The sequence below is a fragment of the Streptomyces sp. NPDC044061 genome (assembly GCF_056434305.1).
The window spans coordinates 259,040-272,571 of the sequence record NZ_JBWKFL010000002.1 but is presented as its reverse complement, the minus strand read 5'-3'; the positions used below and the strand labels follow the sequence as shown (position 1 = coordinate 272,571).

Genomic DNA, 13,532 nt, shown 5'->3' with positions numbered 1-13,532 from the left:
CGGTCGGCGCCGGCCCGTCAAGCCGTTTCGCCAACAGCCTCTCTTGAGCCCGAACTTGGCCCAGGCTTGGCTTGGACATGCCCTGTACTGGGCACGGACCTCCTACGGGGAGCCGCCGTGGGGCGGTGCCGGCAGGAGGAGGCGTCATGGACCGTCGGATCCGGGTGCGTGTGAGTCGTCGGCCGGCCGCCCCTCGAGGGCAGGAGATCGACCGCAGGACGCCTTCGGGGCGCATCCTGCCGTACTGATCACTCCTGGTCGTCGCCGGGCGGCGGCGCGTGGCGGGCCACCGCCTCGCGCAGTGCCGTGCGCAGGTCCTCGGGCGGGCGGGGGCCGTCGGGCAGGGCGCTCGCGGTGACCACCGCCGCGACCTCGCGCAGCTTGGTGTTGGACCGCTGGGAGGCCTCCCGCAGGATGTCCCAGGCCCGGTCGGGACCGCAGCCGTGGGCGGCCATCAGGATGCCGCGCGCCTGGTCGATGACCGGGCGGGAGCCGATCGCGTGCCGCAGCTGCTCTATCTCCAGGCGCAGTTCCCACAGCTGTTCCGCGCGTTCGAGGGCCACCGCGGAGGCGGTGCGGGCGGGGAACCCGGCGGGCAGTGCGGTGACCAGCGGGTCGGTGGCGTCCAGGCCGACCAGTTCCAGGACCCGGCGTGGCTGTCCCCGCCATCCCGTGGCCGCGACCGGCACGCCGTGCAGGTGACCGTACTCGGTCAGCGCGTCCAGGAACTCCAGGCCCGCCGTGTCCATGAACGACACCCCGCTCGCGTCCAGCTCGACCCGGGCGACGCCCGCCGGCAGGGCGGCCAGGGCGGCGGCCAGCGTGTCCGTACAGCCGTGGACCAGCTCTCCGCACGCCTCCAGAAGGGCCCGGTCCTCCTCCGTCCGGCCGCCGATGGCCAGCGCGTCCAGCCGCCCGGTGTGCGGTGCTCGTGCCGCTGAGGTCATGTCTCCCCCCTGCTTCGCTCCGCATGGCTCGCTCCCTCGCCTGCCCCTCGCGTCCCGGACTACACACCGGGAAGGAGAGTCGGGGCGCATACTGGGCACCCTTGTTCATGTGCGACTGTTCATGTGCGACGGGGAGACGGTGTGAGCGTGCCGGAGCCGGTGCGGCCCCCGACGGCGGCCGTCGTACCGGGGCCCCCGGTGCCGCGGCTCGACGTGGTCCCGCTGACCGGACGGAGCGGAGTCCGGGCGGCGGGCGAGGTGAGCCTGCCGACGCGCGGCATCTGGGAGCGCGCGCTGGAACGGGCCGTTCGCGAGGGCGAGGACGTGTACTGCTTGGAGCTTTCCGCACTGACGTTCGTCGACGTGGCGGGCGCCGACGCGCTCGCCTGCGCCGCACGGCGGTTCGGTGAGCGGCGGCGGCTCGTGCTGGAGCGGCCGCCCCCCGCGCTGTCCCGCATGCTGGGTCTGCTGTGGCCGGGACTGCCGGCGATCGAGGTGTCGAGGTCATGACCGTGACGGCCGAACCCTTCGTGCACCCCGCCCTCTTCTACGCGGACGCCGAGCAGTACCTCGCCGGCACCGTGCCCTTCGTCCGCTCCGCCCTGGCCGCCGAGGCGCCGGTCGCGGTCGCCGTACCCGGCGAGAACCTGCGGCTCGTCCGGGACGCCCTGGGCGCCGACGCCGACGGCGTACGGTTCCTGGACATGCGGGAGGCCGGACGCAACCCCGGCCGGATCATCCCCGCCGTGCTGCGAGCCTTCGCCGACACCCAGCCGCCGGGCCGGCGCGTCCACATCATCGGCGAACCGGTCTGGGCGGGCCGCACCCCGGCCGAACACGCCGCCTGCGCCCAGCACGAGGCGCTGATCAACGCGGCGTTCCAGGGGCGCGAGGCGACGATCCTGTGTCCCTACGACACCGCCCGCCTGGACGAGCGGGCGCTCGCCGACGCCCACGCCACCCACCCGGTCGTCATCCCGCCCGGCGCCACCGCGCCCCGCCCCAGCCCGGCCTACGACCCCGAGGGCGTCGTCGCCCGCTACAACCAGCCGCTGCCGCCCGCGCCCGACCCCGGCCCCGGCGTGCTCGCCCTCACCTTCGACGACGGCTCCCTCTCCGCCGCCCGCCACCTCGCCACCGAGCACGGCACCCGGCTCGGCCTGAGCGGACTGCGGCTGGAGAACCTGACCCTGATCACCGCCGAGCTGACCACCAACAGTGTGGTCCACGGCGGCGGCACCGGCGCGCTCACGGTGTGGGCCGAGGGCGGGTACGTGCTGTGCGAGGTCCGGGACAAGGGCCGGGTGACAGACCCCCTGGCCGGCCGCCGCCCCGCCGGCCGCGACCAGCGCGGCGGCCGCGGCCTGCTGCTGGTCAACCTCGTCTCCGACCTGGTGCTGGTGCACACCGGCGCGGACGGCACGACCATCCGGAGCCACGTGGCGCTGTGAGGGTCGGCGCCCGCACGGCGGCGCCCGCCGCGTGAGATCGCCGGGCCCGTGCCGCCGGGTCGGCTAGGCCGCCAGCGGGTTGAGGACGAGCGGCTCGACGTGGCCCTCCAGCATGGCGCCGAGACCCTGTACGGCGCACAGTTCGGGCCGTTCGGCGATGTCCACCGGGACGCCGGTCGCCTTCCGGAGCATCTGGTCCAGGCCGGGCAGCAGAGCGGAGCCGCCGACCATCATGATCCCCCGGTCGGCGAGGTCGGCCACCAGGTCGGGCGGGCACTCGCGCAGCACCTTGCCGATCCCGTCGAGGATGGCCATCAGCGGAGCCTGGACGGCGCCGCGCACGGCGGCGGTGTCGATCCGCACGCTGCGGGGGAGACCGGTGGCCAAGTCCCGGCCGTGGATCTCCGTCGAGGCCGGTCCCTCCGGGGTGAGCCCGCTGCCGGACAGGGCGAGATGCAGCGGCCGTACGGACTGACTGGGCAGCGTCAGCGCGTGCTTGTGCCGCAGGTGCTGCACGATCGCTTGGTCCACGGCCTCACCGCCGACCGGGATCCGCTGGGCGGTGACGATGGAGCCGAGGGAGAGCACCGCGACCTGCGTGGCCGCCGCCCCGCACATCATGATCATGGTGGCCTCGGGCCGATCCACGGGCAGCCCGCACCCCACGGCGGCGGCGATCAGCGTGTCCACCAGCTCCACCCGCCGCGCGCCCAGCCCGACCAGCGTCTCGATCGCGGCCCGCTGGGCCAGCGGGTCGGCGTCGTGCGGGGTGCAGGCCGCCGCGCGCAGCCGCGGCTTGCGGCGCAGCGTACGGCGCATCTTGTCGCCGAGCAGGTGCCGCAGCATGCGCTGGGCCATCTCGATGTCGACCACCGTGCCACCGGCGATCGGCCGTACGACCCTGATGTAGTCCGGCGTCCGCCCCGTCATCTGCTCCGCGAACTCGCCCACCGCGATGAGCGCACCGTTACGGGTGTTCACGGCCGCGACCGAGGGCTGGTCGACGACGAGACCGGCGCCCTTCACATACACGCGGGTGTGGGCCGCGCCCAGGTCGACGGCGAAGTGGCAGCGGCGCAAGCGCTCCAGACTGACGGTCACGGCGGATCCTCCCGAGTGCGCAGGCCTTGGGCGGCCGACCGGTTGGCGGGCCTCTTCCCCGTCTCTGCATCCTGCTGCGGGCCGAAGGGCGGGCGCCTTCTGGAGGGGGCCGGGCGGGGTGCCGCTGAATGGGGGGTTTACCGCGGAACCGCGGTGTGTCGCGAGGTCAGGCCGCGCCGCTCATGAGCCGGGCGCGGGCTCCGGCGTCGCCGACGCCCAGCTCAGCCTGACGACCAGCTGCCCCTCCGCCGCTCCCTTGGCGATCACCGCGCCGGCTTCCGCGCTCAGCTTCACCCCGAACTCCAGTTCCACCGAGTCGGGGCGCAGGGTGCCGTCCCGGAAGACCCGCAGGGCGGAGTGGGCCGCCGCGCGCACCCCGTCCAGCGCGCCCTCGAAGGTGCGGGTGGTCTGGGCCGCGGGGCCGCCCTCGCCGCGCGAGACGAGACGGGTGCCGCTCGCCGCGTCCGTGGCCTCCACCACGACCACGGCCCCGTCCTCCGTGGTGAACTCCATCAGCTTGTTCATGGCGCTGTCCGCCCCCCCCCGTGTCGTCGATCCATGACCAACTCCATTGTTGCGGAGGGGGAGTGGGACTGTCCGCCGTTCCGCCCCTGCCGGGGCGCCGTGTTGGCGGGAAGCCGCCAGGACATGTTTCCGCCAGGACCGCTCAACACCCCTGCAACAGAAGGCACATGACACTCGTCCCAGCACTCGGCGCACCAGGACGGACACTCCCGGACGAGAAGAGGCGTGGATGAGGCGAGGACCAGTCAGACGCGGTGCGGCCCTGCTGTCGGCGGGGCTTGCGATGGCCCTGTTGCCGACGGGCCCGGCGGTCGCGCGGACCGCCGCCGCCGCGGACCGGCGCCCCCCGGGCGCCGCGACCACCGTCACCCTCGTCACCGGCGACAAGGTGACCGTCATCGATCTCGCGCGGGGCCGGAAGACGGTCACCGTGCAGCGGCCCCGAGGGGCCACCGGTGCGGTGCGGACGCAGGTGAACGACGGCGACATCACCGTCGTACCGGACGAGGCGCTGCCCCATCTGCGGGCCGGCACCCTGGACCGGCGGCTGTTCGACGTGAGCGGGCTGATCCGGCAGGGACTCACGGACGCCGAGGCCGACGCGCTGCCGCTGATCGTGACCTACGGCAAGGGCGCCCGCGCCACCACCCCCGCCGGATCCGAGCGGACCCGGGCACTGCCGAGTCTGCGCGGTGCCGCCGTCGAGGCGGAGCGGGGACGCACCTTCTGGCGGTCCTTCACCCGCGGCGGCGTCGGCAAGGTCTGGCTCGACGGGCGCGTCAAGGCCGACATGGCCGAGAGCAACGCCCAGATCGGCACCCGGGCCGCCTGGGACGCGGGGCTCACCGGCAAGGGCGTCACCGTCGCCGTCCTCGACACCGGCGTCGACCTGAGCCACCCCGACCTGACGGGCCGGGTCACCGCCACCAGGAGCTTCGTCGAAGGACAGGAGGTCGCCGACCGCAACGGGCACGGCACCCATGTCACCTCCACCGTCGGCGGCAGCGGCGCCGCCTCCGACGGCAGGGAACGGGGAGTCGCGCCCGACGCCGGCCTCGCGGTCGGCAAGGTGCTCAGCGACCAGGGCTCGGGAAGCGAGTCCCAGATCATCGCGGGCATGGAGTGGGCGGCGCGGGACGTGCACGCCCGGGTGATCTCCATGAGCCTCGGCTCGACCGAGGCCAGCGACGGCACCGACCCGATGGCCCAGGCGGTGAACACCCTCTCCGCGGAGACCGGCGCCCTCTTCGTCGTCGCCGCCGGCAACACCGGCTCCCCGTCCTCCATCGGCTCGCCCGGCGCCGCCGACGCGGCCCTCACCGTCGGCGCCGTGGACTCCGGCGACCAGGCCGCCTACTTCACCAGCGCCGGACCCCGGTACGGCGACAACGCCCTGAAGCCGGACATCTCCGCGCCCGGCGTCGACATCCTCGCCGCCCGGTCCCAACTAGTCTCCGGCAGCGGCTACTACACCTCCATGAGCGGTACCTCCATGGCGACCCCGCACGTCGCCGGAGTGGCCGCCCTGCTCGCCCAGGCCCATCCCGACTGGACCGGCGCGCGGTTGAAGGACGCGCTGATGTCCACCTCGCGTCGCCTCGACGCCTCCGCCTACCAGCTGGGTGCGGGTCGGGTGAGCGTTCCCGACGCGGTCGGGGCGCGGATCACCGCCACCGGCTCCGCCGACCTCGGCTTCCACAGCTGGCCGTACGAGGCGGACAAGCCCGTCACCCGGCCCCTCACCTACACCAACTCGTCCGACGACGACGTGCGGCTGACGCTCGCCGTCCAGGGCGGCCCGGACGGTGTGGCCACCCTCGCCGACTCCGCCCTCACCGTCCCCGCGCACGGCACCGCGTCCACCACCGTCACCGGCGACGCGTCGAAGGCGGCGGTCGGGCAGAGCAGCGGGCAGATCGTGGCCTCCGGGCCGGACGGCACCCCGCTCGCGCACACCGTGTTCGGACTGGTCAAGGAGGAGGAGCGGTACACGCTCACCGTCCACGTCAAGGACCGCGACGGGGCGTCCACCGCCGCCGACCTCGCCGTGCAGCGGCTCGCCGCGGGCGAGGACGCCCAGCCCGCGCACGTCGGCGACTCCGGCACCCTGAAGCTGCGCCTGCAGCCCGGCACCTACTCCCTCACCTCCTTCCTCGACGTGCGCGGCAGCCACGGCGCCGACTCCCTCGGCCTCGGCTTCCTCGCCGCCCCCGAGATCACCCTCGACCGAGACCGGGACGTCACCCTGGACGGGCGTGAGCTGAGGGAGATCGTGGCGGACGTCGACCGGCGCACCGAGACGCGTCAGCTCCTCATGGAGTACGACCGGACGGCGAACGGCGCCGACCTGTTCGGCGCGGTCCAGGTGCCCCTGACCTACGACAGCGTCTTCGCCGCGCCCACCCGGAAGGTCACCCAGGGTGGTTTCGAGTACCGGACCGTGTGGCGGCTGGGCAAGCCGCTGCTGGAGGTCAAGGGGATCGGCGAGGCGACCGTACAGGCGGGCGGCAGGCTGATCGTGGGGCGGACGAAGCTGCCGCTGGCCGACGTCGGGGACGGGCCGTTCACCGGTGTGTCCGGCAAGGCGGTGCTCGCGCACCTCGCCGACGGCGCCGACCCGGCCGCGCTGGCCCGGGCGGCCCAGGACGCCGGTGCCCGGGCGCTGTTCGTGACGGACGACGCGCCGGGCCGGCTGATGGCCTGGTGGGGCACGGACGACAACGCCGACCGGCCCCTGCAGATCGCCACGGTGAGCCGGGCGGACGCGGCCCGGCTGCGGGCGGCCGGGAAGGTCGAGATGACCGGCACCCGCAACTCGCCGTACATGTACGACCTGTCCGAGGGCCACCCGGGCGCGATCCCGGACCGGGACCTCACCTACGCCCCCGCAGGGCGTCAACTGGCCGCCGTGCACACCAGGTTCCATGCCGCCGAGCCGGTGAGCGGCGGCGAGTTCCGGTACTCGATCACCGGCACCTTCCCCATCGGCCTCGGCTTCCAGGAGCGCGTCGACCTGCCCGCCGAGCGCACCGACTACGTCTCCACCGGCCCCGGCCAGCTCTGGCACGAGTCCGTCACCGCCCACGAGGACGCGCTCGAGGAACGCAGCGGACTGGTGCGCTACGAGGGCGGCAGCCGGTCGGAGCTGAACTGGTTCCGTCCCGTGTGGCACCCGTGGCTGGGCACCGGTCTCGGCTGGGGGCAGCAACGCGCCGGGAACGAGATCCAGTTGAACACCCCCGGCTGGGGCGACTCCGGGCCCGACCACACCGGCTTCGGCGACGTGTGGAGCGACGGCAGCGGGATGAGCCAGACCACCGCCGTCTACCTGGACGGAACGCTCGTCGACCGGCGCACCAGCTCCGGTGTCTACGTCTGGGACGCGCCCGCCGACGAGCACACCTACAAGGTGGTCACCGACACCGCCCTGGACGCCGGCCACTGGCAGCCCGCCACCAGGGGCCACACCGAGTGGACCTTCCGGTCGGCGGCCGGCCCGGAGGACCGCTGGACCTACCTGCCGCTGATCAACCTTGCCTTCGACCTCGACACCGACCTCGCCGGCCGGGTGCGGGCCGGGCAGCGGATACCGGTCGGCCTCGGCGCCGAGTACGTGGCGAACGCGGCCGGCACCGGGACCCTCGGCGGCGGCAGGCTTGAGGTGTCGTACGACGACGGCACGACCTGGCGGACGGTGCCGCTGACCGCCGGCCGTGGCGCCTCCTGGCGCGGCACGATCGCCGTGCCGCGCGACGCCGCCCACCTCTCCCTGCGGGCCTCGGCCCGCGACGACAAGGGCGGCGCGGTGACCCAGGAGATCATCCGGGCGGTGGACGTGAGGTAGTTCAGGGGTGGGGGTGGTCCGCGGGCTCCACGACGCCCCGGACCACCCCCAGCTCCACCAGGTCCTGCGGCCGGATGCGCAGCTGTCCCGCGGTCGTCTCCACCTCATGCGGGGGGCGCTTGAGGATGGCCGCGGCGAGTTCCGGCGCTATCACCGAGAAGTAACTGTCCGGCGTGGCCCAGGTGTTGCCGGGCGCGGCCAGCGCCAGCGCCCCGCCGGAACCGCCCTCGCCCGTCACCAGCGTGGTGATCGGCACCCGCGCGCAGGCCACCGCCCCGAACACCTCGGCGATCGCGGCCCCGGCCCCCTGCCGCTCCGCCTCGGCGTCATTGGCCGCCCCCGGCGTGTCCACCAGCGTCAGCACCGGTATGTCGAGCCGGTCGGCGAGCCGGATCAGCCGGGCCGCGGTGCGGTACCCGGCCGGCCGGGTCGCCGCCCCGGTCTGCGCCGCGTACGCCACGGTACGGCCGTCCCGCTCACCGAACCCGCACAGCATGCCGTCGGGGTCCGTGCCGCCGCAGCGGTCGCCGCTGAGGGAGACCCGGTGGGTGAAGTAGGCATCCAAGTAGGCCTGTGCGCGCGGGCGTTCGGCGGAGCGGGCGCGGCGGACGGCCTCCCAGCCGGTGGCGGGGAGGGCGGCGGAGCCGAGGGCCCGCGGTACGGCAGCCTCCTGCGCCGGACTGGTGAGCAGCCGCAGCCACCGGCCCAGCGTGCCGCGCAGCTCCTCGGGCCGTACCACCGTGTCCGCCGACCCCGCCGCAACCTGCGCCTCGGCCGTGTAGGCGGACGGGTCCGCGTCCCGGGGCCGCACCCGGGAGCCCGCGAAACCCACCTGGGCGCCCGGCAGCGCGAGGATCACGTCGGCTCCGGCGCCGAGCGTGGCCCAGCCGCCGCCGGTCGTGGGATCCCGCAGGACCGCGACCTGCGGCAGCCCCGCCTCCCGGGTGAGCGCCGACTCGCGGGCCACCCGCTGGAGTTGGGTCAGCGCCGGCATGCCCTCCTGCATCCGGCTGCCGCCGGTCGCCACCAGCGGCACGACCGGGAGCCGGTGGGCCCGTGCGTGCCGGTGGGCGGCCTCCAGACGGTCGCCGGTGCGCTCGCCCAGAGAGCCGCCGAGGAAGCCGAACTCGAACGCGATCAGCACGGCCCGGGTGCCCCCGACGCTCGCGGTGCCGCAGACGACGGACTCCTCCTCACCGGTGCGCTCGGCGGCGCGGGCGCGCGAGGCGTCGTAACCCTGCCAGCCGAGGGGGCCGTTCACCTGTGCGTGCCGGGACGCGACGGGAAGCTCCTCGAACGACGCCTCGTCCGCGACCAGCGCCAGGATCTCGCGTGCCGACAGCCGCTCAGGCATCGGCCACCAGCGCCCGCTTCATGATCTTTCCCATGTCGTTGCGGGGCAGCGCGTCCAGCCGGCGGACCACGCGGGGCCGCTTGTGCGGGGCCAGCCGCCGGGCCACGTGCTCGGCCAGTTCCTCGGCGGACGGCACGGCCCCCGGGTCGGCCGGCACGATCCACGCCACGATCCGCTCGCCCAGGTCCGGGTCGGGCTCCCCCGTGACCGCCGCCTCCCGCACCCCCGGATGCTCCAGCAGCGCGTTCTCGATCTCGCCCGCCCCGATCTTGTAACCGCCGCTCTTGATCAGGTCGGTGGCCTTGCGCCCGACGATGCGGACGTAGCCGTCGCTCTCGCGCACCGCCATGTCGCCGGTGCGGAACCAGCCGTCGGCGGTGAACGCGGCGGCGGTCGCGTCGGGCCGGTTCAGGTACTCGGTGAACAGGTTCGGTCCGCGCACCTGGATCTCGCCAACGGTCTCCCCGTCGTACCCGGCGAGTTCCGTGCCGTCCTCCTCCACCAGCCGCAGCTCGACGCCCGGCAGCGGCACCCCGACCGTCCCGGCCCGGGCCTCCCCGTCCGCCCGCACGCTGGTGTTCATCAGCGTCTCCGTCATGCCGTACCGCTCGATCACCCGCCGGCCGGTAGCGGCCAGGATCCGCTCGTGGTCGTGCACCGGCAGCGCCGCCGAGCCGGAGACCAGCAGCCGGGCCCGGCCCAGGCCCTTGGCCAGCTCCGGGTCGTCCGGCAGGGCCTCGGCGATGCGGTGGTACATCGTCGGCACGCCGAACAGCATGGTCGCGCCGTCGTTCAGCTCCCGGGCCACGCCCTCGGTGCCGAACCGCCCCAGGTGCCGCACCGAACCACCGCGCCGCAGCGGGCCGAGCACGCCCAGCACGAGCCCGTGCACATGGAACAGGGGCAGCCCGTGCACCAGCACGTCCTCGCCGCTCCACCGCCAGGCGTCGGCGAGCGCGTCCAGGGTCGCGGCGAGCGCCCGGCGCGGGATGACCGCGCCCTTGGGCGGGCCGGTGGTGCCGGAGGTGTAGACGACCAGCGCAGGGTCGGTCTCGCGGGCCTCCTCCTCGGGGGCGGTGCCGGTGGCGTACGCGTCCACGTCCAGCCGGGCCACCCCGCCGAGTGCGGAGGGCAGCTCCGCGCCGGGAGCGGCCAGGACCAGCTCGGGCGCGCTGTCGGACACGATGTGCGCCAGCTCCTTCTCGCCCGACTTCGGGTTCAGCGGCACCGCGGCCACTCCGGCGAGCAGCGCGCCCGTCACCGCGACGGCGGTCTCCAGCTCCGGCGTCGCCCACACGGCGACCCGGCCGGTCCCGCGGATCCGCTCGGCGAGCGCGCCCGCGGCGCCCGCGAGTGCGCCGTACGTCAACGACCGTTCGCCGAACCGCAGGGCGACCCGGTCGCCCGGACCGTCCGCCAGGGCGGGGAAGAGGGAGGACACGCGGCGCACTCCTTGGGGCTCGGGGACTTCAGCACCTTCCTACACCAGCCGCCGCGTTCCGACGACCGTGCTCAGGTCCGCCGCGAGCCGCAGCTCGGCCGACCGCAGCGCCGGATGCTCGAGCCAGTGCAGCCGGGCCCGGTCGACCACGCCCTCGTGCAGCGGCGGCCAGCCGGTCGCCGGCGTGAAGTCGTCGACGACGACCGTCCCGCCGGGCGCGAGCAGCCGCTCGACGTCGGCGGGCGCGTCCCCGGGCACCTTCCCCTGCCCGCCGCCGTCGAGCACGAGCAGGTCGAAGGGCCCGTGCTCCTCGATCCGCCGCCAGTCGCCGCTCAGCACGGTGACCTCGGGGCGGCCGGCGAAGACCTCCGCGGCCGACCGCGCCCGCTCCGGGTCCCGCTCCACGCTGTACAGCCGCACTCCCGGCGCCGCGCCCGAGGCCAGCCAGGCCAGCCCCACCCCGAGCCCGGTGCCGGTCTCCCCGATGCGGGCCCGGGCGCCTGCCGCCAAGGCGTGCAGCAGGCGGCCCTGTTCGGGGCGGCAGGAGTACGGGAAACGGTGGGTGCGGGCGGCGGCCAGGGCCGCCTCCACCAACGGTGGAAGCCGGTCCATGGCGGTGTACGCGTGCGTTCCGGTCAGTGCCATGGACCCGATCCTGCCCGGCTCAGGCCGCCGCCTCCACCACATCGGCGACGACGCAGCTGACGTTGTCCGGCCCTCCGGCCGTGTTCGCCGCGTCTATCAGGATGTGCACCGTGGTGTCCGGGGCCTGGGAGGCGGCCAGCGCCGCCTGGATCCGCTCGTCCGGGACGACCCCGGACAGGCCGTCGGAGCACAGCAGGTATCGGTCGCCCGGCCGGGCCTCGTGCAGCCGCAGGTCCGGGACCGGGGGCGTGCCCGAGCCGAGGGCCTTCAGCAGCAGCGCCCGCTGCGGATGGCTCGCGGCCTCCTCGGGCGTCAGCCGCCCCTCGTCGATCAGCGACTGCACCACGCTGTGGTCGTGGGTGATCCGGAACAGCTCACCGTCCCGCAGCAGATACGCACGCGAGTCCCCGACGTGCACGAGCGCCAGCTTCGACCCCGTCCACAGCAGCGCGGTCAGCGTGGTGCCGACCGTCTCGCCCTCGCCTCCCAGATCCCCGATCGCCTCGTTCGCCCCCTGTACGGCGTCCGCCAGCAGGTTCAGCACGTTGCCGGCGGCCGGCTCCTCCCCCTCGTCCAGGAACCTCAGCGCCTCCACGGCCGCGCTGCTGGCGAGCGCCCCCGCCGGCCCGCAGCCGTCGGCCACGGCGAGCAGCCTGCGGCCCGCGTACACGGTGTCCTGGTTGGCGGGACGGACGTGCCCACGGTCGGTGTGGGCGGCATAACGCAGTTCCAGCATGGTGGTGTGGTCCCTTCTCGACTCGACGGTCAGCTGGTCGACGAGGAACGCGGCGAGATCCCGCCTTACGGCCGTGTCCGCCTCGACGCGCGCCCAGTAGGCCCGGATCTCCCGGGCGGCACCGGCCGCGTCCAGGGCGCACACCGCGCGGATCTCGGCCAGCGGCATGCCCAGCCGCCGCAGCCAGCCCACGAGCCGTGCCCGTCCGAGCTGCGCCACGGCGTAGTACCGGTAGCCGGTGTCGGGGTCGACCCGTGCGGGCCGCAGCAACTCCAGCTCGTCGTACAGCCGCAGCGCCTTCGGCGACAGCCGGCTCGCCTTGGCGAAGGCGCCGATCGTCAGCAACTCCATGAGCACCTCGCTCCTCGTCGTCCGCCACCGATGCTGGGGCTTCCCCAAAGGTGAAGGTCAAATGGGCTGTCCCGGTTCCGCGGGCGCTTGTTAGCCTCACCGGTGATCGAACCGCCGTACGACAGGGAGCGCGCCGTGCCCCGTATCGCCCTTGCCACCTACGACTGCGGAGCCGAGCCGCACCGCGATCGCGACCTGCCGGTGCTGGTGGGCGCGCTGACGGAGGCAGGCGCCGAGGCCGAGGCCAGGCCCTGGGACGACCCGGACACCGACTGGGGCGGCTACGACCTCGTCGTCATCCGTTCGACCTGGGACTACAGCTGGCGTGCCGAGGAGTTCGGGGCGTGGGTGGAGCGGGTCGGCAAGGCCACCCGCATCGCCAATCCGGCCGCCACGGTGCGCTGGAACTCCGACAAGCGCTACCTCGGCGACCTCGCGGCGGCCGGTGTGCCCACCGTCCCCACGCGCTACCTCGCTCCCGGCGAGCCGGCCGACCTGCCCACCGACCACGAGTACGTGATCAAGCCGACCTCCGGCGCGGGCGCCCGGTTCGCCGCCCGCTACACCCCCGCCGAGCACGAGACCGCCGTACGGCAGCTGGCCCGGATGCACGCGGAGGGCTTCACCGCGATGGTGCAGCCGTATGTGCGGGGCATCGACGTCAGCGGGGAGCGGGCGCTGCAGTTCTTCGGCGGCCGCCTGCTGCACGCCAGCCGCAAGGGCGCGGTCCTCGCGCCCGGCACCCCCTACGACGCCGACAAGGTCGCCCACCCCGACCTGGAGCCGTGGCAGCCGATAGCTGCCGAACTGGCCGTGGCGGAACGGGCGTTGGTGGCTGTACCGGACACGGCGGGACTGCTGTACGCACGCGTCGACCTGGTCGACGGTGAGGACGGGCACCCCCGGGTGATGGAACTGGAACTGGTGGAGCCGAACCTGTTCCTGTACCTGCACCCGGCCTCCCTGCCCCACGTGACGGAAGCAATCCTGACGGCAGCCGCACAGGGGTAGGCGCCCCGCGCGGACGGGGCGGCTGTGCGGGATCTGGCGGCCGTGCGGACCGGCGGCGCTGCCGACGGGCGGTCGTGTGGCATCGGGTGGCTGTGGGGGGCCTGGTGGCTGTGTGGACCGGTGGCG

11 protein-coding genes are annotated in these 13,532 nt (G+C 74.6%); 4 read left to right on the top strand and 7 right to left on the bottom strand.

Annotated elements, in window-relative coordinates; genetic code table 11:
• Positions 1 to 248: 248 nt before the first annotated feature.
• The gene (locus AC07CM_RS03740; protein WP_478874696.1) at positions 249 to 947 is read right to left on the bottom strand and encodes an ANTAR domain-containing response regulator; all 699 of its coding nucleotides are present in this window, start codon (positions 945 to 947) and stop codon (positions 249 to 251) included.
• A 147-nt stretch (positions 948 to 1,094) separates the two neighbouring features.
• On the opposite strand from AC07CM_RS03740, the gene AC07CM_RS03735 reads away from it, so the two are divergent.
• Positions 1,095 to 1,457 (top strand): STAS domain-containing protein, encoded by a 363-nt coding sequence (locus tag AC07CM_RS03735; RefSeq protein WP_478874895.1) that lies wholly within the window; start codon positions 1,095 to 1,097, stop codon positions 1,455 to 1,457.
• Positions 1,454 to 2,398, top strand: coding sequence for an anti-sigma factor RsbA family regulatory protein (locus AC07CM_RS03730; protein WP_478874695.1), 945 nt, complete (start codon positions 1,454 to 1,456; stop codon positions 2,396 to 2,398). The genes AC07CM_RS03735 and AC07CM_RS03730 overlap by 4 nt, the downstream gene beginning before the upstream one ends.
• 63 nt (positions 2,399 to 2,461) lie before the next feature.
• On the opposite strand, the gene mreB is transcribed toward AC07CM_RS03730, so the two are convergent.
• The gene (mreB, locus tag AC07CM_RS03725; RefSeq protein WP_478874694.1) at positions 2,462 to 3,499 is read right to left on the bottom strand and encodes a rod shape-determining protein MreB; all 1,038 of its coding nucleotides are present in this window, start codon (positions 3,497 to 3,499) and stop codon (positions 2,462 to 2,464) included.
• A 180-nt stretch (positions 3,500 to 3,679) separates the two neighbouring features.
• Positions 3,680 to 4,024: a CU044_2847 family protein gene (locus AC07CM_RS03720; protein WP_478874693.1), complete on the bottom strand. Its 345-nt coding sequence runs from the start codon at positions 4,022 to 4,024 to the stop codon at positions 3,680 to 3,682.
• A gap of 229 nt (positions 4,025 to 4,253) precedes the next feature.
• On the opposite strand from AC07CM_RS03720, the gene AC07CM_RS03715 reads away from it, so the two are divergent.
• Positions 4,254 to 7,868, top strand: coding sequence for a S8 family serine peptidase (locus tag AC07CM_RS03715; RefSeq protein ID WP_478874692.1), 3,615 nt, complete (start codon positions 4,254 to 4,256; stop codon positions 7,866 to 7,868).
• Position 7,869: 1 nt separating this feature from the next.
• Here AC07CM_RS03715 and AC07CM_RS03710 read toward each other — a convergent pair whose 3' ends face one another.
• The 4 genes from AC07CM_RS03710 to AC07CM_RS03695 are packed head-to-tail and all read right to left on the bottom strand — an operon-like array spanning position 7,870 to position 12,395.
• Entirely contained in the window at positions 7,870 to 9,222 is a 1,353-nt protein-coding gene (locus AC07CM_RS03710; protein ID WP_478874691.1) for a carboxyl transferase domain-containing protein, read from the bottom strand.
• Positions 9,215 to 10,663, bottom strand: a complete 1,449-nt coding sequence (locus AC07CM_RS03705; RefSeq protein WP_478874690.1) for an acyl-CoA synthetase — start codon at positions 10,661 to 10,663, stop codon at positions 9,215 to 9,217. The genes AC07CM_RS03710 and AC07CM_RS03705 overlap by 8 nt, the downstream gene beginning before the upstream one ends.
• 39 nt (positions 10,664 to 10,702) lie before the next feature.
• The gene (locus AC07CM_RS03700) at positions 10,703 to 11,308 is read right to left on the bottom strand and encodes an O-methyltransferase (protein ID WP_478874689.1); all 606 of its coding nucleotides are present in this window, start codon (positions 11,306 to 11,308) and stop codon (positions 10,703 to 10,705) included.
• A 19-nt stretch (positions 11,309 to 11,327) separates the two neighbouring features.
• Entirely contained in the window at positions 11,328 to 12,395 is a 1,068-nt protein-coding gene (locus tag AC07CM_RS03695; RefSeq protein WP_478874688.1) for a MerR family transcriptional regulator, read from the bottom strand.
• A 135-nt stretch (positions 12,396 to 12,530) separates the two neighbouring features.
• On the opposite strand from AC07CM_RS03695, the gene AC07CM_RS03690 reads away from it, so the two are divergent.
• Positions 12,531 to 13,406: an ATP-grasp domain-containing protein gene (locus AC07CM_RS03690; RefSeq protein ID WP_478874687.1), complete on the top strand. Its 876-nt coding sequence runs from the start codon at positions 12,531 to 12,533 to the stop codon at positions 13,404 to 13,406.
• The last annotated feature ends 126 nt before the right edge of the window (positions 13,407 to 13,532 follow it).

Coding starts and splice junctions, on each gene's coding strand:
- AC07CM_RS03700 (WP_478874689.1), bottom strand. CDS start 11,308: ATGGCACTGACCGGAACGCACGCGTACACCGCCATGGACCGGCTTCCA.
- AC07CM_RS03740 (WP_478874696.1), bottom strand. CDS start 947: ATGACCTCAGCGGCACGAGCACCGCACACCGGGCGGCTGGACGCGCTG.
- AC07CM_RS03715 (WP_478874692.1), top strand. CDS start 4,254: ATGAGGCGAGGACCAGTCAGACGCGGTGCGGCCCTGCTGTCGGCGGGG.
- AC07CM_RS03695 (WP_478874688.1), bottom strand. CDS start 12,395: ATGGAGTTGCTGACGATCGGCGCCTTCGCCAAGGCGAGCCGGCTGTCG.
- AC07CM_RS03720 (WP_478874693.1), bottom strand. CDS start 4,024: ATGAACAAGCTGATGGAGTTCACCACGGAGGACGGGGCCGTGGTCGTG.
- AC07CM_RS03710 (WP_478874691.1), bottom strand. CDS start 9,222: ATGCCTGAGCGGCTGTCGGCACGCGAGATCCTGGCGCTGGTCGCGGAC.
- AC07CM_RS03730 (WP_478874695.1), top strand. CDS start 1,454: ATGACCGTGACGGCCGAACCCTTCGTGCACCCCGCCCTCTTCTACGCG.